The following is a 25,219-nucleotide window of genomic DNA, read 5'->3' on the forward strand; positions in this document are numbered from 1 at the left end:
GATCGCTCATCAACAGCTCAAATTGATTATTGGCCGGTACAGGCTTTGAGTAGCATTTCGCTACCTTGGGAAATGTAAGCGTCATTTTCACCGCGCTCTTTGCCTTTTTGCAAATCACGCATTGCATCGTAGATCCCTTGTGTCACACTTGGTGAATCCACTTTTTGCCAACAATTCGCGCTTAAGCGGCTGAAGTTGGTTTGTAATGCCTCTGCATGCAACACACCACTGTAGTAAGCATACACATCAGAATCATGGCCACCTGTGTAGAGTTTATCTTGAATTTGTTTGATTGGCACAACAATACGACCGAGATACCAGTCATTTGCACCACTTGCAAAATTATCTACAAAGAAATTTTTTGTTACACGATCTTTATAGGTTGCCACAGTGGCTTCATAAGCGGCGGCATAAGATTTTTGGTCGATTTTATCTTTATCTAAATCAATGACCTTTTTGTCTTTACCCATAAACGGAATATAAGAGGTCATATCTGAAATCGAAGAACAACCCGCAAGCATTACTGCAACAAAGAATATCGAGATTTTTTTAAACATTAAATTTTCCTTATTTATAGGCGGTTAAAACCGCTGTTAATTATACTTAGAATGGGGAGTTAAGCAAGGTAACACCTAGTACTACGCTGATTCTTTGCTCACTCCGCTGTCTTTGACAATCGAAACTAAAATTTGATCAATTTTGAAGTTTTCGGTATCAATGACTTCAAATTTATATTTATCGTATACGACAAAATCGGTTTTTTTCGGAATTTTGCGTAACATATACATCATAAAGCCACTAATAGTCTCGTAATTTTCTGAATCAGGGAAAGATTCAATATCCAAAACGCGCATCACATCTTCAAGTGGCGTTGCCCCATCAATCAACCAAGAGTTTTCATCGCGGCTAACGATTTGCTCTTCTTCGTTAGAAACCAATTCTCCCATCACAATACTCATCACATCGTTCAAGGTAATTAAGCCCATTACAAGCGCATATTCATTGACGATAATCGCAAAATCTTCCCCCGTAGATTTAAACAACTCCAATACTTCGTATAACGACAGCGTATCTGGGATAAATAACGCTTTGCGTAATAAACGGCTATCTGTTAAATCTACTACTTCTTGTTGAAGATAAAGCGTCAACAAAGTATGGGATTCCACATAACCTAAAATCTTGTCCAAACCATTATCACAGATCACTAATTTAGAATGAGAGTCAGCCGATAAGGTATTCAACACTTCCTGACGAGTAAAAGTGCGGTCTAAAAACACGATGTTTTCACGAGTCGTCATGGTTGAAGACACGGTACGCTCTTGCATTTCAAAGATGTTTTCAATCAAATAATGTTCTTGTGTTTTTAGTACGCCCGCTTCGGCACCAGCCTCCACAATCGCCACAATGTCTTCTGGAGTCATATTATCTTCGCGCTTAGTGGATATCCCCATTAAATGGAAGAAGATATTAGAAAGACCATCAAAAAACCATACAATAGGTTTTAAGAAGAAAATGAAGACTTGCATAATGCCAATAGTCCGTAACGCCACACCTTCAGGATTAATCAATGCGAGACGTTTCGGAATTAAATCGGCTAATAAAACAAATGTTGTGGTTACCATGAAAAAAGCAATCCAAGAGGAGGCTGGCTCAACCCATTCTGCCATAGTGTATTCATGTAAAAAACTCTGTAAGTGAAGACTAATGGTTGCTTCACCAATCACACCACCGAGTACGGCAACCATATTAAGTCCAATTTGTACTACAGTAATGAAACGCCCTGGCTGTTCCTGTAATTTTAAAACTTTCTCCGCTTTGATATTGCCTTCATTGGCCAACGTTTGTAGTTTAATGCGTCTTGCACCCGCGAGAGAAATCTCAGCTGATGACAAGATTGCACTGACAATAATTAATACGATTAAAATAAAAATCGCTGCAGATAAACTCATAATGTTCTCTTTATTGGCTTTAAAGTGCGGTCAATTTACCGCTGGTTTTTAAGCTAGAAATGTTATTATTAAATTGTGAGGGCGTTCTATGACGCCCCATATTTGAGAAACGCTAATTTTCGCTGTCGAACCAGCCACGTACAAATTGGATAGAAAGGAAAAGAGTAATTAATAAGAAAGCATAGAATACCCAAGATAAAATCGGATGGCTTGGTGTCACATCGCCACTGATTTCTTTCACTGCAACGGCATTGCGATATTCATCGAACATCGTCATCCGCCAACCGTAATACTTGATTTGCACTAATTTGTTTTCATTACCCAAGGCTTGAACTTGAGCCTGTAAGTTCGCTGAACCAAATTTAAAGTAGAATGGAAAACCCCAACGGGTATCTTCATTACGATACACCATGATTTTGCCATCATCATTTTGTGTATTGATAAAATACACATCGCGCGTTGGACCATCAGCCGGATTCGATTTTGTAATCGGGCCATCTTTATCCACACGTTTCACTTCCACACCGGTTACTCGCGTTACATCATAGTGTGGGAAAACGTAGTCTACCACCGCGAACATAAAGCCGTGGAAAACAAAGACTACTAAAAATAAAAAGTACTTAAAAAACTTACGCATAAAACTCCCTCATTTAAATCGATGATTTATTGTACATTAATTTTAAATAAACGCTCGAAGTTTTGTGTACTAATTTGTGCAAATTCTTCCATAGACAACCCTTTTAACGCTGCCACATACTCACACACTTCACGTGTATAGGCAGGTTGGTTCTCTTTACCACGATAAGGTACAGGTGCTAAATAAGGCGAATCCGTTTCAACTAACAAACGATCTGCCGGCACATAACGAATAGCTTCACGAATACTTTCCGCATTTTTAAAGGTTATAATGCCTGAACAAGAAATATAAAACCCTAAATCAAGTGCCTTTTTCGCAAAATCCAAGGTTTCCGTAAAACAATGAATTAATCCACCACACTTTTCTGCCTGGTGCTCACGCAACATGGCAATGGTATCTTCTGGCGCTGAACGAGTATGAATAATCACGGGTTTATCCACTTCATTAGCAATTCTGATTTGATCCGCAAAAACCGTTTGCTGCAATGCCTTATTATCTGCACTGTAATAATAATCCAAACCAATTTCGCCAATTGCGAGCACTTTTTTATCTTGGGATAAACGTAATAAACGATCGGCATCGTAAGGTTCTTCTTCAAGATCTAGTGGATGTACACCGCAAGCCAAAGACACATTCGGAAATTTTGCTAACTCAGGGTAAGCTTTTTCAAAACGGCTTAATGTTACGCCAATCGCCAATAAATGCTTCACATCTCGTGCTTGGGCTTTGGCCACAACATCAGCAATATCTTTGTGTAAATTTTCATAATCCAATGCATCTAAATGGCAATGGGAATCTACGATAAACATAATTTATTTAGTCCTTAAATACGTCGGTAATTAACTTTGTCAAACCATCTAGTAACATTAATTCCGTGTTAACGCCGTTGATAGTGAGTAAATCCGAGCGCACTTTTTGCATAATTTTATTTGCGGTTAATAACCCAAGCGCTGTTTGCTCGTCTGCAAATTGAGTTACACCTGTTTTAAGATCAAGTGTTTGCCAGCCATTTTGTATTTCGAGTTTGTATTTAATGGCATCACTTAAAAACGCTAAAATCCAATCCACTTGCTGTATGGTGCGTTCTTTTTCAAAGAAAGGCAAAATTTCCAAAGGTGAACGACGACGATAAAACAGCCAAAATTGACGTAGGAAATTTTTTCTCTGTTCAATTAATCCTTGCCGGAGTGTTTCTAATGCTAACAGTGGACGACCCAAATTCATCGCAAGTGCGGTCAATAATTCAGATGTTTCTGCCTGAAATTGAGAAGAAAGCCAAGTTAAGGCTTCTGCTTCCGTTGGCAAAGGCACATTCCACACTTGGCAACGGCTGTAAATAGTCGCTAACAACGAAGAGGAAGGCTCTGTTTGCAATAAGAAATACGTGTTCGGACGCGGCTCTTCCAAAGTTTTGAGCAATGCATTAGCTGCCGCTTCCGTAAGACGTTCTGCATCTTGAATATATACTAATTTATTGCCATTTTGTTGCGCGTGTTGGCTGACAACATCATTAATCGCCCGCACCTGATCAACACCAATGTCTTTGCCTTCTTGAGAGGCTAAAACATGAAAATCAGGGTGGCTGTGCGCTGCCATTAAGTGACAAGCATGGCAATGGCCACAAGGTGCATTATCCGGTGTTTGACACATAATGCGTTTTGTTAAAGCCTCAAACAAACCTTCAGCACCGAGACCTTGATCAGCTTTAATCAATAATGCATGATGCCCCAAACCTTCGCTAAAAGTTTGGCTAATTTTGTGATAAGTAGGCACTAACCAAGGATAAAGTTCGCTCATTTTGTTTGTGAAACCCACCAATTTTTGACCGCACTTTGAATGTCTGCTTGTACTTGTTCCAAAGGCTGACCTGCATTAACAATGGCGGCTTTCGGGTTGTTCTGCACCAATTCCAAATAACGTTGTCGGGTACGATGGAAGAAATCGAGTCCTTGTTGTTCAATGCGGTCTAATTCACCACGACCTCTAGCACGAGCAAGCCCTTCTGCAGGATCAATGTCTAAATACAGTACAAAATCAGGCTCAAAATCGCCTAATACCATATTTTTTAAATTCGCCATAAGTGTTTGGTCAAACTGACGCCCACCGCCTTGATAAGCCTGTGAAGACATATCATGTCGATCGCCAAGCACAATTTTACCTTCTGCCAATGCTGGCTTAATCACATTTTCTACCAATTGAATTCGTGCCGCATAAAGCATCAATAATTCCGCTTTATCCGTAACAAGTTCTTCTGTTTCATGTTTAATTAAATGGCGCAATTTTTCTGCTAATGGTGTACCACCCGGCTCACGAGTAAATACGATATCATTTACACCAAGGGATTTTAATGTATCCACCACCGTTTGCATGGCGGTACTTTTACCTGCACCTTCCAAGCCTTCAATCACGATAAATTTGCCTTGCATTAGTTGGCTCCTTTTTGTTGGCTACGATACCAACGTAAATATTCTTGCACTGCTTTATTATGCTCGTTCAGATTACGAGTAAATTTATGACCGCCACTTCCATCGGCAACAAAATAATAAAAGTCCGTTTTTGCTGGATGAGCCACGGCCTGCAAAGCACTCTCACTCACCATCGCAATTGGTGTTGGTGGTAGCCCCTCAATCATATAGGTATTGTAAGGGGTCATCGTTTCCAAATCTTTTTTACGAATATTGCCGGTATAACGCTCACCCATTCCATAAATCACGGTTGGGTCAGTTTGTAGTTTCATATTGGCTTTTAAACGATTAATAAATACGGAAGCGACTTGTGGGCGCTCCGCCGCAATACCCGTTTCTTTCTCCACAACAGAAGCCAAAATCAGCATCTGATATGGATCCGTTAATGGGAGATTTTCATCACGTTCATTCCACGCTTTATCTAAGGCTTTTTGTAAACGAGTAGTTGAACGCTTTAATAATTCAAGATCAGTCGAGTTAGGCGTGTAATTATAGGTATCTGGATACAACCAGCCATCCATGTTATTCCATTCGTAAACGGCTTTTGCAACGGCTGGAATATCCAATAACGCCATAATTTCTTTATCACTTTTACCTTGCAAGGTTTGTTTTAAGTGCGGTGCATTTTCAAGGTTTTTACGCCATTCCTTGAACGTTTTACCCTCAATAAACTTCACACTAAATTGCGCTTCCTTGCCGGAATTGAGCATATCCAATAAATCTTGCAACGTTTTCACGCCCGTTAAAGAATAAGTCCCCGCTTTCACTTTGTTGAGCTGCGGTTGTAATTTCAATAACCAAGGCAATAAATCGGCATGTTCAAGAATTTTTTCTTGCTCTAATAAAGCGGCGAGTTTACTGCCAGTAGTGCCTCGCTCAATTGTAAGCAATTGATCCTGCGTGACATTCACCGGCGTATGAACAAACTCAGTTAATTTTTGATAACCCCAAAAACCAACACCACCAAGAATTAGCAAGAGAATCAGTAAAAAGACAAAAAATTTTTTCATGCGTCACTCATTTTATAAAAACGACAAAAGGGGCAAAAATGCCCCCTTATTCTAACGGTTTCTGTTACTTATCGAAATATTGAATATCAGCATTTTTACGTAATGCTTTCACCCAGTCTTTGGTTGCATCTTGTAATTGGCTATTCACGATTTGTTCGTAAGCTTTTTGACGATAGGCATCTTCTGTTTTATCGCCATCACGACTACCGGTTACTTCGAGAATATGCCAACCAAATTCAGATTTAAATGGAGCAGAAATAGTACCTTGTGGGGTTGTTTCAACCATTTTTGCAAATGGACCTACATAAGCTTCTGGGAAAGCATAGCCTAAGCTTCCGCCATTCGCACCTGATAAATAATCTTTAGAATATTTTAATGCCGCATCAGCAAATGTCATTTTGCCAGAAATAATCTCGCTACGAATACGCTCTAATTCTGCTTTAGCTTGTGCATCATTCAGTAATGGGTTTAATTTTAATAAAATATGACGAACCTCATACTCTTTGCCCATCACTTTTTGCGCAGTGCCTTTTGCTTTTGCTTCATCGAGCATTTGTTTACCCAATGCATCCACTTGCTCGCGAGTCACATCCACGCTGTTTTGAATAGCATGGTTACGCACGCCCGCCATTAACATTTGGCGAGAAATTTGTTGTTTAAATGCATTTAAGGAAATGCCTTGATAATCCAATGCATCTAAGAATTGACCATAAGTTAAACCATTTTTCGCCGCAATATCTTCTACGATACGGTTTACTTCCGCTTGGTTTACTTTTATACCTGATTCTTTGATAGCTTTCTCTGTCAGCATATCATCAATAATCTTATCTAATGCTGCTCGTTGGCTACCTTTCTTGCCCATTACGGCATTCACTTGGCTTTGTAAAATTGGTGTACCATTTACGGTCGCCACAACGCGTTCTTCTGCTTGTACTTGAGAAAAAGTAAACAGACCGATCATGGCAAACAAAAGAGATTTTAACATTGATTTTTTCATTTTAGTTGTCTTAAAAAATAATAGGATAATGCTCGTTAGATTATCAATTTTATCAAAGGTTCACAATAGGCTGATCGTTATTTAGGCAATAATGCCACTTCATAACAACCATCATATTTTAATGTACGCACCTGAACTTGTTCATCGCGAGAGGTCGGCACATTTTTACCCACATAATCTGCCCGAATCGGCAATTCACGATGTCCACGATCCACTAAAATCACCAACTCAATTTTAGCTGCTCGACCAAAATCCGTTAACGCATCCATCGCGGCACGAATGGTTCTTCCGGTGAATAGAACATCATCGATCAAAATGACTTCTTTACCCTGAATATTCATATAACTGGAGGCACCACTATACACAGGAGTTGGATTTTCAGGTTCAACATACTCTAAGTCATCGCGGTAAAACGTGATATCCAATTCCATCATTGGAAGACTTACACCATTCAATTCTTCAATGCGGCGTTGAATCAATTCTGCAATTTCTGCTCCACGACGTTTTACCCCAACTAAAATCACATTATTGAAATCTTGGTGCTTTTCAATAATTTCATGGGAAATACGTGAAATGGTGCGTAAAAATCTGTCTGCATCAATAATGATTTTTTCCATTTTATCTCTCGCTTTGTTTATATCGCCTAAAGTGCGGTTAAAAAACACTGATTTTTTTGACCGCACTCTTACTGGAATATTAACCGAATTCTAGCTCTACCGCATTTTCACCGAGCAAATTCACCAATTCTGTTAGGATCTCATCTGTTGGTGTAATCGACCATTGAATCCCTAAACGCAACAACGCACGGCCTTTTGCACTTTGATAATATACGTTAATTGGTAAAGTACCGCCACTAACAGGCCCTAACATTTCTTTCAATTTCTTAATAAAACTTGGGCTAATCTGCTCCTCTGACAAACTGATTGCTAGAGATTTTGCATAACGGGAACGCGCCTCATCTAAAGTCATCAAATCCCGTACCGACATTTTTAATCCACCTGAAAAATCGTCAAAACTCACTTGACCAGATACCACCACAACCGTGTCTTTTTGCAGTTTCTCACCAAATTGGTCTAAGCTTTCCCCAAACAGGGTCAGGTCTAAACGCCCAGATCGGTCATCAATGGTTGCGATACCGATACGATTGCCTTTTTTCGTTGTTGCAAAACGCGTTGCCACCAACAAACCAGCTGCAGTGCTAATTTGCCCACGGCGGTTTGGCGTGAGATCTTTTAATCGCGTAGAGCTGTAATGAGAAAGCTCTTTTAAATAACGACTTACTGGATGACTGCTTAAATACAAACCTAGAGTTTCTCGCTCACCATCTAGAATTTGCTTTTCTGTGTAAGGTGGCGTATGGGCGTAAGCATTTTCCACTTCTTCGTGTGTTTCTGTCAGCACACCGAACATGTCGGTTTGCCCCATGGCCTCATCTTTTGCATGCTGATCAGAGGCTTTAAGTGCATCTTCTAGATTCTTAGATAACGCCGCACGATGTGGTCCTAGCTTATCAAATGCGCCCGACATAATCAGACTTTCAAAGGTACGACGATTAATTTTCTTCAAATCAACGCGAGCACATAAATCAAATAAGTCTCTGAAAATCCCACCTTCATTACGAGCGGTAATCAATGCATCAATCGGACCTTCACCCACCCCTTTAATGGCGCCGATACCATAAACAATCTCACCATTTTCATTCACACTGAAATGATGTTTCCCTACGTTGATATCCGGTGGGGTGACTTTTAAGCCCATACGTAAACATTCATCGTACAAGCCAACAATTTTATCGGTATTATCCATTTCCGAGGTCATTACTGCTGCCATAAACTCAGCAGGGAAATGGGTTTTCAGCCAAAGGGTTTGGTAAGATACCAATGCGTAAGCGGCGGAGTGCGATTTATTGAAACCATAGCCGGCAAATTTTTCCACCAAGTCGAAAATCTTCATGGAAAGCTCGCCATCAACGCCGTTTTTTTCCGCGCCTTCTTTAAACACTGAGCGCTGTTTCGCCATTTCTTCTGGCTTTTTCTTACCCATCGCACGGCGTAATAAGTCCGCACCACCAAGAGTATAGCCCGCTAGCACCTGAGCAATCTGCATAACTTGTTCTTGGTACAAAATAATACCGTAAGTTGGCTCTAAAATCGGTTTAAGGCTTTCATGTTGATAGTTTGCGTCAGGATAAGACACTTCTTCTCTACCATGCTTACGGTCAATAAAGTTATCCACCATACCCGATTGTAATGGACCTGGTCGGAATAACGCCACCAACGCGATAATATCTTCAAAACAGTCTGGTTGAAGGCGTTTAATCAAATCTTTCATCCCTCGCGATTCCAACTGGAATACTGCAGTTGTTTCAGATCGCTTCAGCAACTCAAAAGATTCGGGATCATCTAATGGAATAGCGGCAATATCGACTGGCGGTTTGCCTTCACGAGCAAGGCGGGCGTTAATCATATCCAATGCCCATTTGATAATAGTGAGTGTACGCAAACCTAAGAAGTCAAACTTCACTAAACCTGCATATTCCACATCATTTTTATCGAAGTGGGTAACGGGATGAAGCCCCTCGTTGTCACAATAAAGTGGTGCAAAGTCTGTAATCAAAGAAGGGGAAATCACCACGCCACCCGCGTGTTTACCCGCATTTCGCGTTACCCCTTCCAGCTTACGCGCCATATCAATTAGGGCTTTAACTTCTTCATCCGTATCATATGCTGTTTGTAATTGCGGTTCAGCCTCAAAAGCCTTGGCTAAGGTCATGCCGGGATCAGGTGGAATCATTTTCGAAATACGATCCACAAAGCCATAAGGGTGGCCTAATACGCGACCTACATCTCGAATTACTGCTTTTGCCGCCATGGTACCAAAAGTAATAATTTGTGATACCGCACCGCGACCATAGGTTTCTGCGACATGATCGATAACGCGATCCCGTCCATCCATACAGAAATCCACATCGAAATCGGGCATGGAAACACGCTCTGGATTGAGGAAACGCTCAAAAAGAAGATCGAATTCAAGGGGATCCAAATCGGTGATTTTTAGTGCATAAGCCACTAATGAACCCGCACCAGAACCACGTCCTGGTCCAACTGGGATATCATTGTCTTTTGACCACTGAATAAACTCCATAACGATTAAGAAGTAACCCGGGAAGCCCATTTGGTTGATCACATCGAGTTCGACTTGAAGACGCTCATCATATTCTGGTCGTCTTTCTGCCCGCACTTTTTCATCGGGGAATAAAAACGCCAACCGCTCTTCCAAACCTTCTTTGGATTTCATCACCAAATAATCTTCCGTACTCAGATCGCCTGTTGGGAATTTTGGGAGGAAATATTCGCCCAAACGCAAAGTGACATTACAGCGTTGCGCAATTAATACCGTATTTTCAAGTGCAGAAGGAATGTCCGCAAATAAGTCGCACATCTCTTCTTCTGAACGGAAATATTGTTGCTCGGTATAACGTTTTGGACGTTTCGGATCGTCAAGGGTATAGCCATCATGAATAGCAACTCGAATTTCGTGTGCCTCAAAATCATCAGGTGCGAGAAAGACAACATCGTTGGTTGCAACAAGCGGTAAATCATGTTCCTCAGCCAATTTTAATGCGGCTTGAATATAACGCTCTTCATCTGGACGCCCTGTTCTGGAAAGCGAAAGATAAAAATGGTCAGGAAAAAATTCTTGATAAAAACTGACCGCACTTTCCGCTTCGGAAATATTTTCTTTAAGGAGTTTTTTTGCGATATCGCCTTGTGTGCCACCTGATAAAACAATTACACCCTCACGGTGTTCAATCAACCATTCCTGGTCGATATAAGGCAAGTCCACATAGCCGCGTTGATAGGCTTTTGAAAGCAGTAAAGTGATGTTTTTATAGCCTTCATTGTTCTTGGCAAGTAAAGTGAGGGTGAATAATTCCTCGCCGCATAACTCACTTTTAACATGAACATCTGCGCCAATAATCGGTTTAATCCCCGAAGAAAGCGTTTCACCATAAAAACGCACCACACCACAGAAATTGGTAAAATCCGTTAATGCCAATGCAACCATATTGTTTGCAGCACACGCTTTGACTAATGGTTTTACTTTCACGATACCATCAATCATTGAAAAATCGGTGTGTGTACGAAGGTGTACAAAACGCGGTTGAGTTGACATGAATAATCCCTATGTTGATAGTTAAAACGAATAAATTAAGCTTTTTTAATATCTATTTTAGCTAAGCCTTCTTTAAAAGCGTATCCATAACGTCTTGGTATTGATGCTTCAAATCTACCATTCTCTACTGTGGTTTCATAGCTGCAAACTTTAAATTCAGGCACACGAATAAAGGAATAATCGACATTGACCATAGGCGATATTTTTGAATATAACGTCCATCTTACTTTGCACCCTTCTTCAAAAGAGGTTTTCGCATCAAAACTACTTGCTCCTTCGCAATGCGCAATTTGATAATTAGGGTAAAACTCTCCAGGGAAAGGTTTTGCATTGCAGAAATTAAATACCCTATCATGTGAGAATACATCTTGGCGAATATAGCCCCACAAGTCTTCAGCAAGGAAATCCTGATCAGCAAAATGACGAGAGTCATAACCCTTATCAACAAAACGTTGAATTCTCGCTTCCATATCAGGAACAGCGCCGGCTTTTGCTCCCCACATCCCCGCTAAAATAAGTGCGGTATGGGAGCCAGAATCACGCATCGTATGGAATAAACGACCACTTTCAATCCATTCAGCTACGGCCTCAGCTTCGCGGTGAGATACAACTGAGTCAGCATCACGGAAGATCACATACTCAGCTTCAGGATCATTAATTGCAAGAAAACGCCACATTGCACCAGGCCATTTATTCACAGGTGAAGTGACATAAACCACTTCTGCACCATTATTTTTTAATCGTTGAATCGCTTCAGGAGAAACTGAATCATCTACATAAAAACGGCATACCCAATCAGGGAATAACATCGGAGAAACTTGTGTATTTAATACAGCCGGCTCAATATATTTGGAGTTATTACCAAATAAAGAAAAGGCGATAATTCTCTTACCATTTTTAGGCGCAGACGCAGGAACCATTTCCTGTATTGGAACGGGAATAGCTTTATCTTTCAACTCAAGGGCTAAACTACCATAAAAACCTGAGCGCTCCCAATCATCTACTGCACCATAAGCATGTGCCAATAAATCTAAAGCTGGAATATATTGCGCATCTACTTTTAATGTTTTTAATTCTGCCTCAATTGCCTCTTCCCATTTTAATTGTTGCAAATAAACATAAGCAATTTTATGAGAGTATTCGGGATTATTAGGATCAAGTAAGCAAAGCGTTTCAGCCAACTTGACTGCTTCATCATATTCTTTATTTTCAAGTGAGGAAACGTAAGATCGCTCTAGCGCTTTTTGTGCGTCCATATTATTCATAATCAAAATAAATTGGTCATAATTATTACGCCGGAACTATAAAAGCACCGGCGTAACGAAATTTTATATTTAGGTTTTATTATTTTCTTGCCAATGGTGGCACAAAAGTTAAACCTAAATCCCAAGGTTGTTCAATCCAAGTATTTTGTGGAATATCAATCACATAATCATCCACTAACTCAGCACCTGCAGGTTTTGCGAATACTGTGACAAATTTTGCTTTCGGATACATTTCACGAATTGCACGAGCGGTATTGCCGGTATCTACTAAATCGTCTACCACGATCATTCCTTCACCATCACCACCTGCGCGGTGTAACACTTTTAATGCACCTTGTTCATCGTGATCATAACTCGCAATACACACGGTTTCTACGAAACGAATATTTAATTCGCGAGCAAGTACCGCTGCTGGGAACAAACCACCACGGCTTACTGCGATGATACCTTTCCACTGAGTGGCAGGAAGTAAACGTTCCGCTAATTTGCGGGCATGCATTTGGAACATATCCCAAGTCACAACATATTTTTCGCTCATAACAAATACCTTAAACTTTGTCGCTAAATAAAAAAATTGCGGAATTTTAACCTGAAATGGCGTTTTATGCTATGATTTCCGCAAAAATTTTAATGAAAAAAGGAGTTCATTATGTCAGAAATTACCACATTACAACCGCAATTACTTTGGAAATGGTTTGATCAAATTTGTGCGATTCCACATCCTTCTCATCACGAAGATGCGCTCGCAACCTTTATTGTCAACTGGGCGAAAGAAAAACAATTTTTTGCCGAGCGTGATGAAGCCGGTAATGTATTAATTCGTAAACCTGCCACAGCTGGTATGGAAAAAAGCCAACCTGTTGTGTTACAAGCACATTTAGATATGGTTCCGCAAGCGAATGAAGGCAATCCACATAACTTCGTTCAAGACCCAATTCGCCCTTATATTGATGGGGATTGGGTAAAAGCACAAGGTACCACACTTGGCGCAGATAACGGTATCGGTTTAGCCTCTACCTTAGCGGTATTAGAAAGTACCGATATTGCACATCCACCACTTGAAGTGTTACTCACCATGACTGAAGAAACCGGAATGGATGGTGCCGTACACCTTCGCCGTAACTGGTTAAAATCAGAAATCTTAATTAATACCGATACTGAAGAAATCGGTGAAATCTATATTGGTTGTGCTGGTGGGGTAAATGCTAATGTTGAACTACCTGTTCACCGTGAAACCAATTCATTCAACCATACTTTGCAAATTAACTTAAAAGGTTTGCGGGGCGGTCACTCTGGTTGTGATATTCACACCACACGCGCGAATGCAATTAAAGTATTGGCGCGTTTATTAGCAAAACTTTCACAAAATCAACTGCACTTTGTCCTTGCAGAAATTCACGGAGGCTCAATTCGTAATGCGATTCCACGTGAAGCGGCTGCAACCATTTGCTTCAATCATGATGTAGAAAGCGTAAAAAGTGCGGTTAAAAATTTTGAAGTTTTATTGAAAGAAGAGCTTACTATCGCTGAACCAAACTTAACCTTAACCGCTGAGCAAGTTGAAAATCCACAACAAACCTTCACACTTGAAACCACCAAAAAAGTGATTAATTTGCTGAATGTCTTACCAAATGGCGTCATCCGAAACAGCGATGTGATTAAAAATGTCGTGGAAAGCTCATTAAGTATTGGTGTGTTAAAAACCCTTGAAGATAAAATCGAAGGTACCATTCTTATTCGCTCATTGATTGAAAGCGGTAAAGAATATGTAGAAGAAACCTTAACTTCACTCGCCAAACTCACGGGTGCAACAGTTGAATTTTCAGGTTCTTACCCAGGTTGGAAACCAGTAAATGACACAGCAATTTTAGCCTTAATGAAAAAACATTATGCAGAAGTGCTTGGCAAAGAGCCTGAGATTAAAGTAATTCATGCAGGGCTTGAATGTGGCTTGTTGAAAGAACATTATCCGAATATTGAGATGATTTCTGTGGGGCCAACTATTCGCAATGCGCATTCGCCTGATGAAAAAGTCCAAATCTCAACAGTACAAACGTACTGGGAATTACTTACTAAAGTCTTAGCGGATATTAAATAATCTACAAATAAAAAGGGCTAAATATTACATTTAGCCCTTTATTTTTTTATCTTTTATAAACTACGTAATGCTTCGATACGTTTTTCAAGTGGAGGATGACTCATAAAGAGTTCGCTACGTTTGCCGTTAATCATAAAGGCATTAAGTGAACCTTCCATCTCTTGCGGCTCATGAATTTGTTGTAAACGTTGCAATGCTGCAATCATTTTTTCTTTACCAACAAGTTGTGCAGAACCTGCATCTGCGCGGTATTCACGATAGCGTGAGAACCACATCGCGATAATGCTCGCTAAAATACCAAATACAATTTCTAACACCATTGAAACTAAGAAGTAAATGCCTGAGCTGCGGCTTTCTTCATCACCATTACGGGAACTTGCCACCACATTGGCAATCACTCGAGATAAGAAAATCACAAAGGTATTCAATACGCCTTGTAATAAAGTCATCGTCACCATATCGCCGTTCGCGATGTGTGAGACCTCGTGAGCCAATACCGCCTCAGCCTCTTCTTCCGTCATGGAGTTTAGTAAACCCGTACTAATCGCCACTAAAGAATTATTTTTAGTCGCACCTGTAGCAAAAGCATTCGCATCATTAGAATGGTAAATCGCCACATCTGGCATTGGAATACCTGCTTGTTGCGCTTGACGACGTACAGTTTCTACTAACCAACGTTCCGCTTGATTACGCGGTTCAGTAATCACTTCTGCTCCCACAGAGCGCAATGCCATGGTTTTTGATAAAAATAACGAAATCAATGATCCGGCAAAACCGAAAAGCATTGCCATAATTAAAATGCCACCTGTACTATTTCCTGCAATACCAGTCACATTTAAAATAATCCCTAACACAAGCATCACAGCAAAGTTAGTGGCTAAAAATAAAAGGATTCGCATCATAATAAAGTTCCTCAATAAAATAGAAAGTAAACACTGCAATAATGGAGAATTTTTTGCAAAATTCAAGGTTAAACAAATAATTTATTGTAAATCTTCTAAGGTATTAAAATTTACAAATCGTCCTTCTTGTTCGTCAAATTGGACAGCAACCGCGCCATTTTTGTTCATAAATTGTAATAAACGACGTTCGCCTTCGTTTAAATAAGCGCGTAACTTCTCTTTAAGCTGAACGGACATTAAACAAAATGTCGGGTGTTCACGCTCTTTATCTTTTGCATAAGCCATTAAAGTGTGGTCATTTTTAACCGCACTTTTTAGTTTTTCTAATAAGTTTTGCGGAAAATACGGGCTATCACAAGGCACAAAAAGCACAAAATCCGTTTTAGCTTGTTCGAGTGCTGTCAACATACCACTCAATGGCCCCTGAAAATCAGGCAATTCATCTGAAAATACAGGAAAACCCCATTGTGCATATTCCGCATGGTGACGATTAGCATTGATAGAAATATCAACCACTTGAGGTTGTAAGCGTTCAATCACATGGCTAATTAATGGTTTATTTTGTAAAAGCTGCAAGCCTTTATCCGCCCCATTCATTCTCCGTGCTTTTCCACCCGCTAAAATAACCGCACTTATTGTGTATTCCATATTTTCTTATTGCCTTATTTGAAGTATGATCTAGCCTTATTTTTCTCCATTTAAAAGGAAATAGCAATGAAATGTAAGCGTTTAAATGAAGTATTGGAACTTTTACAACCTTATTGGTCTAAAGACCCAGATCTGAGCTTGTTACAAATTTTGCAAAAAATTGCTGATGAAGCAGGTTTTGATAAACCCGTAGCAGAATTATCTGATGAAGTGATTATTTATCATTTAAAAATGCACGGCACAGATAAACTTGAGCCAATCCCAGGCATCAAAAAAGATTATGAAGAAGATTTTAAAACCGCATTGTTAAAAGCGCGCGGAATTATTAAATAAGGAAAACAAATGAAAAAAGTTTTATTTTTACTCGGTGCTTTATTTTCATTTAACGCATTCGCAGCTAATCTAGAAGAAGGTAAACAATACGTTCAAGTGGGCCAAACCGCTTCGGCACAGCCTGAAGTGATTGAATTTTTCTCTTTCTACTGCCCGCATTGCTATGCCTTTGAAATGGAATACCACATTCCAAAACAAGTTGCAGAAAGCTTACCAAAAGGCACTGAATTTAAACAATATCACGTTAATTTCTTAGGTCGTCAATCTGAAAACCTCACTCGTGCATGGGCATTAGCGATGGCACTTGGTGCAGAAAGCAAGGTGAAAGCGCCTTTATTTGAAGCCGCACAGCAAGATAAATTAAGCTCAATGGACGATATTCGTAAAATCTTCATTGATAACGGCGTGACTGCTGAACAATTTGATAACAACATCAATAGCTTTGCTGTAAACGGTTTAGTGAACAAACAAGTGAATGCGGCTGAGCAGTTTAAAGTACATGGCGTACCTGATTTCTATGTCAATGGCAAATATCGTGTGAACCCTGAAGGCTTAAATTACGATGATTTCGTCAAAGATTATGTAGAAACCGTGAAAGGTTTATTGCAAAAATAAAAAAAAATTGGTTTAATGCCTGCCGTTTTTAAATATAAAGAAGAGAGATGATTATGGCTGCTAGTTTCAGTGTTACTCGTCGTTTTTTTGACGACAAAAACTACCCACGCGGATTTTCCCGTCATGGTGATTATACAATCAAAGAATCCCAAGTATTAGAGCAATATGGTCAAGCGTTTAAAGCATTAGATTCAGGCGAGCGCAAGCCGGCGACAAAAGAAGAAAAAGAATTTGTTGCTTTTTGCCGTGGTGAACGTGCACCGGAAACTTTCTTCGAAAAAACCTGGAATAAATATCGTACTCGCATTAACACAACAAAACGTGTTTACACCTTATCAGGTGATGTGAGCGAAGCGGCTTCTAGCGGCGAAGATTATTCTGGCGAATAATACATTTTAAAAGGCAGGCAGAAGCTTGCCTTTTACTTTTTTACTCAATCCCCATGCTTGCCAAGGGCTGTGGGATATTTATCATTCAAACGTAAACATCAATGCAACTACCCATTTCCCAATATACCGAACTCCTGCAAAAAAAGATTGAAAAACTGACCGCACTTTTGCAGCCCTTTAACGCCCCAGAAATAGCCGTGTTTGATTCGCCAACTAGCCATTATAGGATGCGTGCAGAATTTCGTATTTGGCATGATAAAGGCGATTTTTATCACATCATGTTTGATCAAAGCACCTTGCAGCGTTATCGAGTGGATGAGTTCCCGATTGCCAGCGAACTGATCAATCGCATGATAAAAGCCTTACTACCGTTGTTAAAAACTCAGGAAGTACTTCATAAAAAACTGTTTCAAATTGATTATTTGAGCACGCTTAGCAATAAGATTATTGTAAGCCTGCTTTACCACAAGCAACTTACGGAAGAATGGCAAAGCGCTGCTATACGCTTAAAAGAAGAATTACAACAACTTGGTTTTGATGTGCAGCTGATTGGTCGTGCAAGTAAACAAAAAATCTGTTTAGCGCAGGATTTTGTCGATGAAGTATTACCGGTGAAAGGGCGTAATTATGTTTATCGCCAAGTGGAAAACAGCTTTACCCAGCCTAATGCAGCTGTAAATTGCAAGATGTTGGAATGGGCGATTGATTGCACTCAAGGTTCTCAAGGGGATTTATTAGAGCTGTACTGCGGTAACGGCAATTTCTCTATCGCCCTTGCACAAAACTTCCGTAAAGTGCTTGCTACCGAAATCGCCAAGCCATCCGTGGCTGCCGCACAATTTAATATTGCGGAAAATGGTATAGATAATCTGCAGATTATTCGTATGTCCGCAGAAGAATTTACCCAAGCCATGAATGGCGTACGTGAGTTTAATCGCTTAAAAAGCATTGATTTAAAAGCCTATCAATGCAATACGATTTTTGTTGACCCACCACGAGCAGGGCTTGACCCTGACACGGTAAAGCTGGTGCAGAATTACGATCGTATTTTGTATATTTCCTGCAATCCACATACCCTTTGTGAGAATTTGCAAACCCTAAGCCAAACCCACCGAATTGAAAAAGCGGCGTTGTTTGATCAATTTCCTTACACAGATCATATGGAAAGCGGCGTATGGCTGGTGAGAAAATAAAAATTCAACTGCTTGCCGAAGCGGGAACATTGTCAGAATTGACCGCACTTTGTTCCCCTCTTGGTATCGAGCATTGTACTGAAAGTCTGCTTGCATTGGTGCGAACTGAAACCCATCTTGCCTTGCGTAAACTAGATGAGCCTAAATTGGGCGATGTGTTTGTGGATTTTGTTGCCGGTGCGATGGCTCATCGTCGTAAATTCGGTGGTGGACGTGGCGAAGCTGTTGCCAAAGCTGTAGGCATTAAGGGCACAGAATTGCCGAGCGTAATTGATGCCACAGCAGGACTTGGTCGAGATGCCTTTGTTTTAGCTTCTATCGGTTGCCAAGTACGCTTAGTAGAACGCCATCCCGTGGTGTATTTATTATTACAGGATGGGCTCAACCGAGCCTATCAAGATGCAGAAATAGGCGAAATGATGCAACAAAATATGCGTTTACTAGATGTTCATCATATTGCCGAACTTAATCCACAAATCGATAGTGCCGATGTGGTGTATTTGGATCCAATGTATCCACATAAACAAAAATCCGCCCTAGTTAAAAAAGAAATGCGTGTATTCCAATATTTAGTTGGTGCCGATTTGGATGCCGATGAGCTCTTGACACCTGCGTTACAATTAGCCCGTAAACGCGTGGTGGTAAAACGTCCTGATTATGCGGAATTTTTAGCGCAAAAAGCGCCCCATGTCAGTCGTGAAACTAAAAATCACCGCTTTGATATTTATATGGGAGAAGCACAATGCTAAAAGAAAGTGCAGTTGTGATGAGCTATGATGCAGAAACGGGTCTTGCTAAAGTGAAATGTCAATCACAAAGCGCCTGTGGAGCTTGTTCAGCTAGAGAAGCCTGTGGAACAGCTTCCCTTTCTGAGCTTAACGGAAAACGAGGCGAACATATCTTCACATTAGAAACCATCACGCCACTGCGCACAGGCCAAATGGTAGAAATCGGTCTAGAAGAAAAATCCATGCTTTTCTCCGCACTGTTAATGTATATCGTGCCACTTTTCACGCTATTAGTTGCAACATTACTTTCTAGCTATATCAGTGAAAATGAGCTCATCCGTGCAATTTTAATCTTTATTTTGACCGCACTTTCCTTTGTCATGGTTAAACGATATACCCACAAACTCGGCCAACAAACGGAATTTCAGCCTGTTTTGCTGAGAGTTTTATCCTAAATAAAAAGAGCGGTTAAAAACAAATTAATTTTCAACCGCGCTTTTATACTTTAAGTTTATTGCAACTCGAAAGGCCTACATGAAGATGTAGGCTTCTCTTTTTTAATTTGTTTGTGATTTTTTAAGGTCAAATTTGTAAGAAACAAAACCATACAATGTCCAACCGATAAAGGTCACAATTGAACCATATAACATCGCTTGTTCACCAGCTGCATAAAGCGCATAGATACTATAGAGTGAACCAATAAAGGCAACAAAGACGGTTGTTTTATATTTTTGTGGCGCAACATTCTCTGCTTTCAATAACACGGCAAGTGCTGCCATTGAGAGCAAGTATGGAATAACGTTTGTTACTACCGCTAAGTCCACCAACACATTGAATTGTTTATTTAATGATGGGCTGATTGTCATTAAAGAGAGTAAAGTTTGTAAGGCAGTTATGGTAATCATACCAACAACAGGCGCATCTTTACTGGTAACTTTTTTGAAGAATGCTGGGAAATAACCTTCTTCTGCTGAAGATTTGAATACTTGAGCAATAGTGAACTGCCAGCCTAATAATGAACCGAAGCAAGACATCACCATTAAGCCCATGATGACTTTACCGATTGTTTCATTAAACATATGAGCAAAGGCTAAACCGAATGGCGCTGTTGAATTAGCGAGTTCAAGGTTAGGTACAATACCTGCAATCACGTTAGTTGAAACGATATAAATTACCGCTGCCCCTAAAGTACCACCAAGTACTGCGATTGGTACGTTTTTCTCTGGGTTTTCAACGGCATCTGCGTTCGCACAAGCTGATTCTAACCCTAAGAACGCCCATAATGTCATTGAAATAGATACACCGATCGCTTCAAAAGTAGGTACGTTATGTGGGTTCCAAGAGTTTACATACATTGAACCATCAAACCATTTCCAACCGATGATAGAAATACCGACCACAGGAATAATTACGCCCCAAATGGTGAATGAACTGATGTGACCAGTGATTCTTGCACCACCAAAGTTAAGAACGGTTGCAAGCCAAAGGGTGAAGATTGTCCACAATGCGATAGAAAGTGGAGAAAGGGTTGCACCGAGAAGCTCTGAACCATAACCTACAGCAGAAATTGCGATTGCTGTATTCGCAATAACTAATGATACACCGTAAGTGTAGTTTGCCATGAAGTTACCGGCTTTACCGAAAGAGTATTCCGCATAACCGCCCATACCACCAGATTTTTTACTAAACATACCGCATTGTGCGAATGCATAAGCTAAGGCTGTTGAACCAACGGCTGTTACAAGCCAAGAAACGATGGAAATAGTCCCAATTTCGGCTAATTTGGTCGGTAACATAATGATACCGGAACCCATCATATTAACCATGGTAAGAATGGTGAGTTGTACCACACCAATTTTATTACTTTTAGCACTCATAATTTATACTCCTACAAGTGCGGTCAAAAATCAGATGTTTTTAACCGCACTTTTTTTGTTTGTGCTGAGAGGGTTATGAGGAAGAACCTCATAACCTCACTTTATTAATAGTCAGTTAAAACATAGCCATATGCACGAGTACGTCCATCAGGGTCTTTTTGTAAGTAAACCCCTTGGATTTCAGGTGCGAAGCCAGGTAATGTGTTAATACCTTCTTCTAATGCAAGGAAGTATTTTTGTGCAGTTGAACTCCATCTTTCTCCTGGAACCACACATAACACACCTGGAGGATAAGGTAACGCACCTTCCGCAGCCACACGACCAACAATGTCTGTTAATGGAACAAGTTCAACTTTGTTACGAACGAATTCAATATTCGCATCGTGTGGATTTAACGCATATTCCGGTAATGTTGCCTTGCGGAATAGGTCTTTTTGAAGTTGTTTTACATTACGACTTACATAAAGGTCATGCATTTCTTGGCATAATTGGCGGATGGTATAGCCTTTGTAACGGTCTTCATTGTTTTTATACACAGTTGGCAATACATCTTTTAATAAAGAGTCTTGTTTAATGTGTTTTTCAAACAAGGCGATTTGAGCGACCAAAGTTTGCATTTTGGTGAGGGTTTCTGCCGGAGTGAGCAAGAATAAGATTGAGTTCAAATCACATTTTTCCGGAATAATACCGTTTTCACGTAAGTAGTTAGCAAGAATAGTTGCTGGTACACCAAATTTTTCATATTCGCCAGTTTCTAAGCTGATACCTGGAGTGGTAAGCAAGAATTTACATGGGTCAACGAAGTATTGTTCATCAGCATAGCCTTCAAATTTATGCCATGTATCTGTTGGGTGGAATTTGAAGAATTCGAGATTAGTTGCGATTTCTTCTGTGTCATAATCTTGCCATTTTTTACCTTTAATTGTGGTTGGAATAAATGGACGAATTAATTCACAGTGATTTAATACTAATTTACGTGCTTCGATACCGACTTTCACACATTCATGCCATAAACGACGACCTGCTTCACTACCTTGAATTTTCGCATTCACATCTAATGCCGCAAATAATGGATAGAAAGGACTGGTTGATGCATGTAACATAAAGGCATTATTGAAACGTTTGTGGTTTACATAACGATCTTGACCTTTAATGTGTTTATCTTTTTTGTGAATTTGTGAAGTTTGTGAGAAACCTGCTTGTTGTTTATGAACAGATTGAGTCACTAAAATACCAGGATCATTTTCATTTAATTCAAGCAATAATGGAGAGCAGTCTTTCATCATTGGAATGAATTGTTCATAACCTACCCATGCAGAGTCGAATAAGATGTAGTCACAAAGATGACCAATTTTATCTACCACTTGACGAGCGTTATAAATTGTACCGTCATAAGTACCTAATTGAATAACCGCTAAACGGAATGGACGTTTTTGATTTAATTTTTCAGGTGCAACTTCTTTGATTAATGATTTCAAATAATCTTCTTCGAAGCAGTGACTGTCGATACCACCAATGAAACCAAATGGGTTACGTGCAGTTTCTAAGTAAATTGGGGTTGCACCCGCTTGAATTAATGCACCATGGTGGTTTGATTTATGGTTATTACGGTCAAATAATACTAAATCGCCCGGAGCAAGTACTGCGTTTAACGCAACTTTGTTTGAAGAAGATGTACCATTTAATACGAAATAAGTTTTATCTGCATTGAATACTTGAGCCGCATATTTTTGTGCATCACAAGCTGCACCTTCGTGAATTAACAAGTCACCTAATTTCACGTCAGCATTACAAATATCTGAACGGAAAATGTTTTCACCGTAGAAGTCATAAAGGAAACGACCTGCTGGGTGTTTACGATAGTATTGACCACCTTGGTGTCCTGGGCAGTCAAAAGCAATATTACCCATTTCTACATATTCACTTAACATTTTGAAGAATGGAGGCAACATTTTATCTTCATAAAATTTCGCTGCGGTTTCGATTTGACGACTATAAAGCTTAATGTCATAACCATTTAAATCTTGAATATGATAAATAGCATCATAGAATTTCGGATCAACTTGTTCTTCTTCAGTTTGAACAACAAATACTGGAATACCAAAGTTTGTCGCCTGAATACGTTCAAGGTATTCACCCACATCTCCTGAAGTCAACACAATAGCGGCAACATCAGTAAAGTCTGTTTTGTCAATTTCAACTAATTCTCTATTTGTAGAGAAATATTGTTCAACTTTTGGACTATATGCAATTTTTAAGTTTGGCATAATAAACTCCTTTTATTTATTTTTTGACGTAAAGTTACCCTGCATTATTAATTTTAATAACGCACTAGATTTATTTAGAATAAAACAACCCGCTCTAGTTTTTAATATAAAAAACCAAAGTAAGAATTTTTTTATTTTAAATTAAATAAGATTAGGTTAATTTCAAAAAATATTTCTTGTCTGTTCTAGACAATACAAAAATATTCAGAAATTAATCTGTGGAGACTCTCTAAACAGAGAGAACAACTCTGCTTAGAGAGCCGTGTTGGATGGTTTGTTTTGAGAAGCAAATAGTGAGTATGAGAAGCAAGAGCGATGCGACGGCATCATAATATGGCGTGTTCGACGGATATGCGCCATCAAAGAACGACCTTTTATCGGATTAAACCGTAAAAGTCTCAACACTTTTGTATGGACGTATCTGTGTATATATGTACGAAGTAGCATAGAAAAATTCCCTCTTTCTATCTAAACTAACCTTTGTTGGGTACATTCTCTGCTTGTGTAAATATCATGTCAATAATATTTTTCAAAAAATGTGATCATTATCAAAAAATAAATTTAATTTTTCACATAAAAAAATAAAACCACAAAAGTATGGAAATAAATTATTCTTAAAATAGATGATTAATAAATGTACTCATTTATCGAGATCTTTCCTAAGCCAAACTCGCTACCATGACTGCTTTAATCGTATGCATACGGTTTTCTGCTTGATCAAATGCAATATTCATCGGCGATTCAAACACCTCTTCAGTCACTTCAATGCCGTTTGCTAATTCAGGATACTTTTCAGCAATTTGGAGACCCACTTTGGTTTCGCTATTATGGAATGCAGGTAAACAGTGCATGAATTTTACTTTTGGATTACCTGTACGCTTCATGAGTTCTGGCGTTACTTGATAAGGAAGCAATAACTTAATACGTTCTCCCCAAGCCTCTAATGGCTCACCCATTGAGACCCAAACATCAGTATGCACAAAATCAACGCCGCTTACAGCTTTATCGATATCTTCCGTTACAGTAATCCGCGCACCGCTTTCTTTAGCAAAACCTTTACACATTTCAATAAAACTGGCTTCAGGTAATAGGGCCTCAGGGCCGCAAATTCGCACATCCATCCCGAGTTTTGATCCAATTAGTAAAAGAGAATTCCCCATGTTATTGCGTGCGTCACCAATATACACATAACTTATTTGATGAAGTGGCTTGTCACAATGCTCAATCATCGTGAGAACATCCGCAAGCATTTGTGTAGGATGAAACTCATCCGTTAAACCATTAAACACCGGCACACCAGCATAATCTGCAAGTTCTTGGACGGTACTTTGTTTAAAGCCTCGATACTCAATCGCATCATACATTCGTCCGAGGACTCTCGCGGTGTCTTTCATGCTTTCTTTATGTCCAATTTGAGAAGAGTTTGGATCGATATAAGTCACTCGAGCACCTTGATCATAAGCTGCAACTTCAAAAGCACAACGAGTACGAGTTGAGGTTTTTTCAAAAATAAGTGCGATATTTTTACCTTGAAGCTGAGGTTGTTCAGTTCCAGCATATTTAGCACGTTTCAAATCACGTGATAAATCTAACAAATAATTAATTTCGCGTTCTGAATGATGAACAAGACTTAATAGGTGTCTATTTTTAAGATTAAAAGCCATAGCGAT

The 25,219-nt window shown here is 39.6% G+C and carries 25 protein-coding genes; 7 read left to right on the forward strand and 18 right to left on the reverse strand.

The window, feature by feature from the left end; translation table 11 throughout:
* Nucleotides 1-26: 26 nt before the first annotated feature.
* The 12 genes from ADA56_RS07380 to gpt all read right to left on the reverse strand — a co-directional run bounded on the left by ADA56_RS07380 (nucleotide 27) and on the right by gpt (nucleotide 13,037).
* On the reverse strand, nucleotides 27-557 hold the full coding sequence (locus tag ADA56_RS07380) for a hypothetical protein (protein WP_049369994.1): 531 nt from the start codon (nucleotides 555-557) through the stop codon (nucleotides 27-29).
* Between the two features lie 81 nt (nucleotides 558-638).
* Complete coding sequence (locus ADA56_RS07385) at nucleotides 639-1,949, reverse strand: hemolysin family protein (RefSeq protein ID WP_049369995.1); 1,311 nt, start codon at nucleotides 1,947-1,949, stop codon at nucleotides 639-641.
* Nucleotides 1,950-2,061: 112 nt separating this feature from the next.
* Complete coding sequence (locus tag ADA56_RS07390) at nucleotides 2,062-2,586, reverse strand: DUF1523 family protein (protein WP_049369996.1); 525 nt, start codon at nucleotides 2,584-2,586, stop codon at nucleotides 2,062-2,064.
* Between the two features lie 26 nt (nucleotides 2,587-2,612).
* Nucleotides 2,613-3,395, reverse strand: coding sequence for a YchF/TatD family DNA exonuclease (locus tag ADA56_RS07395; protein ID WP_049369997.1), 783 nt, complete (start codon nucleotides 3,393-3,395; stop codon nucleotides 2,613-2,615).
* Between the two features lie 7 nt (nucleotides 3,396-3,402).
* Nucleotides 3,403-4,383 carry a DNA polymerase III subunit delta' gene (locus ADA56_RS07400; protein ID WP_049369998.1) on the reverse strand — a complete coding sequence of 327 codons (981 nt, stop codon included), beginning with the start codon at nucleotides 4,381-4,383 and terminating at the stop codon, nucleotides 3,403-3,405.
* A complete protein-coding gene (gene tmk, locus ADA56_RS07405) occupies nucleotides 4,380-5,012 on the reverse strand; it encodes a dTMP kinase (RefSeq protein ID WP_049369999.1) in 633 nt (210 codons plus the stop codon). The genes ADA56_RS07400 and tmk overlap by 4 nt, the downstream gene beginning before the upstream one ends.
* Complete coding sequence (mltG, locus tag ADA56_RS07410; protein WP_049370000.1) at nucleotides 5,012-6,061, reverse strand: endolytic transglycosylase MltG; 1,050 nt, start codon at nucleotides 6,059-6,061, stop codon at nucleotides 5,012-5,014. The genes tmk and mltG overlap by 1 nt, the downstream gene beginning before the upstream one ends.
* A 64-nt stretch (nucleotides 6,062-6,125) precedes the next feature.
* Nucleotides 6,126-7,058, reverse strand: a complete 933-nt coding sequence (locus ADA56_RS07415; RefSeq protein ID WP_049370001.1) for a peptidylprolyl isomerase — start codon at nucleotides 7,056-7,058, stop codon at nucleotides 6,126-6,128.
* 77 nt (nucleotides 7,059-7,135) lie between these two features.
* Nucleotides 7,136-7,675, reverse strand: coding sequence for a bifunctional pyr operon transcriptional regulator/uracil phosphoribosyltransferase PyrR (pyrR, locus tag ADA56_RS07420; protein ID WP_041918208.1), 540 nt, complete (start codon nucleotides 7,673-7,675; stop codon nucleotides 7,136-7,138).
* Between the two features lie 79 nt (nucleotides 7,676-7,754).
* A complete protein-coding gene (dnaE, locus tag ADA56_RS07425; protein WP_049370002.1) occupies nucleotides 7,755-11,234 on the reverse strand; it encodes a DNA polymerase III subunit alpha in 3,480 nt (1,159 codons plus the stop codon).
* Between the two features lie 35 nt (nucleotides 11,235-11,269).
* Nucleotides 11,270-12,490, reverse strand: a complete 1,221-nt coding sequence (locus ADA56_RS07430) for a CDC27 family protein (protein WP_239658990.1) — start codon at nucleotides 12,488-12,490, stop codon at nucleotides 11,270-11,272.
* A gap of 88 nt (nucleotides 12,491-12,578) precedes the next feature.
* Complete coding sequence (gene gpt, locus ADA56_RS07435) at nucleotides 12,579-13,037, reverse strand: xanthine phosphoribosyltransferase (RefSeq protein WP_005694918.1); 459 nt, start codon at nucleotides 13,035-13,037, stop codon at nucleotides 12,579-12,581.
* Between the two features lie 111 nt (nucleotides 13,038-13,148).
* Between gpt and ADA56_RS07440 the strand changes: the two genes are divergently transcribed.
* Nucleotides 13,149-14,597: an aminoacyl-histidine dipeptidase gene (locus ADA56_RS07440; protein ID WP_049370004.1), complete on the forward strand. Its 1,449-nt coding sequence runs from the start codon at nucleotides 13,149-13,151 to the stop codon at nucleotides 14,595-14,597.
* A 53-nt stretch (nucleotides 14,598-14,650) separates the two neighbouring features.
* Here ADA56_RS07440 and htpX read toward each other — a convergent pair whose 3' ends face one another.
* Together htpX and mobA are read right to left on the reverse strand one after the other, a co-directional pair.
* Complete coding sequence (htpX, locus tag ADA56_RS07445) at nucleotides 14,651-15,502, reverse strand: protease HtpX (protein WP_192829122.1); 852 nt, start codon at nucleotides 15,500-15,502, stop codon at nucleotides 14,651-14,653.
* Between the two features lie 78 nt (nucleotides 15,503-15,580).
* Nucleotides 15,581-16,147 (reverse strand): molybdenum cofactor guanylyltransferase MobA, encoded by a 567-nt coding sequence (gene mobA, locus ADA56_RS07450; protein ID WP_049370006.1) that lies wholly within the window; start codon nucleotides 16,145-16,147, stop codon nucleotides 15,581-15,583.
* Nucleotides 16,148-16,213: 66 nt separating this feature from the next.
* Between mobA and ADA56_RS07455 the strand changes: the two genes are divergently transcribed.
* The 6 genes from ADA56_RS07455 (at nucleotide 16,214) to ADA56_RS07480 (ending at nucleotide 19,860) form a co-directional block, all read left to right on the forward strand.
* Nucleotides 16,214-16,480 carry a YihD family protein gene (locus ADA56_RS07455; protein ID WP_005694923.1) on the forward strand — a complete coding sequence of 89 codons (267 nt, stop codon included), beginning with the start codon at nucleotides 16,214-16,216 and terminating at the stop codon, nucleotides 16,478-16,480.
* Between the two features lie 9 nt (nucleotides 16,481-16,489).
* Complete coding sequence (dsbA, locus tag ADA56_RS07460) at nucleotides 16,490-17,095, forward strand: thiol:disulfide interchange protein DsbA (protein ID WP_049370007.1); 606 nt, start codon at nucleotides 16,490-16,492, stop codon at nucleotides 17,093-17,095.
* A gap of 53 nt (nucleotides 17,096-17,148) precedes the next feature.
* Nucleotides 17,149-17,484, forward strand: a complete 336-nt coding sequence (locus ADA56_RS07465; protein ID WP_049370008.1) for a DUF413 domain-containing protein — start codon at nucleotides 17,149-17,151, stop codon at nucleotides 17,482-17,484.
* A gap of 101 nt (nucleotides 17,485-17,585) precedes the next feature.
* Entirely contained in the window at nucleotides 17,586-18,677 is a 1,092-nt protein-coding gene (gene trmA / locus ADA56_RS07470) for a tRNA (uridine(54)-C5)-methyltransferase TrmA (protein ID WP_049370009.1), read from the forward strand.
* Nucleotides 18,659-19,426 (forward strand): class I SAM-dependent methyltransferase, encoded by a 768-nt coding sequence (locus ADA56_RS07475; protein WP_049370010.1) that lies wholly within the window; start codon nucleotides 18,659-18,661, stop codon nucleotides 19,424-19,426. The genes trmA and ADA56_RS07475 overlap by 19 nt, the downstream gene beginning before the upstream one ends.
* Entirely contained in the window at nucleotides 19,420-19,860 is a 441-nt protein-coding gene (locus ADA56_RS07480) for a SoxR reducing system RseC family protein (RefSeq protein ID WP_049370011.1), read from the forward strand. Before ADA56_RS07475 ends, ADA56_RS07480 begins: the two co-directional genes overlap by 7 nt.
* 102 nt (nucleotides 19,861-19,962) lie before the next feature.
* Here the strand turns inward: ADA56_RS07480 and potE are convergent, their stop codons facing one another.
* From potE to ADA56_RS07495, 4 genes are all read right to left on the reverse strand, one after another.
* Nucleotides 19,963-21,282, reverse strand: a complete 1,320-nt coding sequence (gene potE / locus ADA56_RS07485; RefSeq protein WP_049370012.1) for a putrescine-ornithine antiporter — start codon at nucleotides 21,280-21,282, stop codon at nucleotides 19,963-19,965.
* A gap of 104 nt (nucleotides 21,283-21,386) precedes the next feature.
* The gene (gene speF / locus ADA56_RS07490; protein ID WP_049370013.1) at nucleotides 21,387-23,549 is read right to left on the reverse strand and encodes an ornithine decarboxylase SpeF; all 2,163 of its coding nucleotides are present in this window, start codon (nucleotides 23,547-23,549) and stop codon (nucleotides 21,387-21,389) included.
* Between the two features lie 252 nt (nucleotides 23,550-23,801).
* On the reverse strand, nucleotides 23,802-23,996 hold the full coding sequence (gene speFL, locus ADA56_RS09970) for a leader peptide SpeFL (protein WP_197545070.1): 195 nt from the start codon (nucleotides 23,994-23,996) through the stop codon (nucleotides 23,802-23,804).
* 212 nt (nucleotides 23,997-24,208) lie between these two features.
* Entirely contained in the window at nucleotides 24,209-25,213 is a 1,005-nt protein-coding gene (locus ADA56_RS07495; protein ID WP_049370014.1) for an ornithine carbamoyltransferase, read from the reverse strand.
* Between the last annotated feature and the right edge of the window lie 6 nt (nucleotides 25,214-25,219).

It is taken from the genome of Parahaemophilus parainfluenzae, from assembly GCF_001055095.1.
GTDB lineage: Bacteria > Pseudomonadota > Gammaproteobacteria > Enterobacterales > Pasteurellaceae > Haemophilus_D > Haemophilus_D parainfluenzae_Z.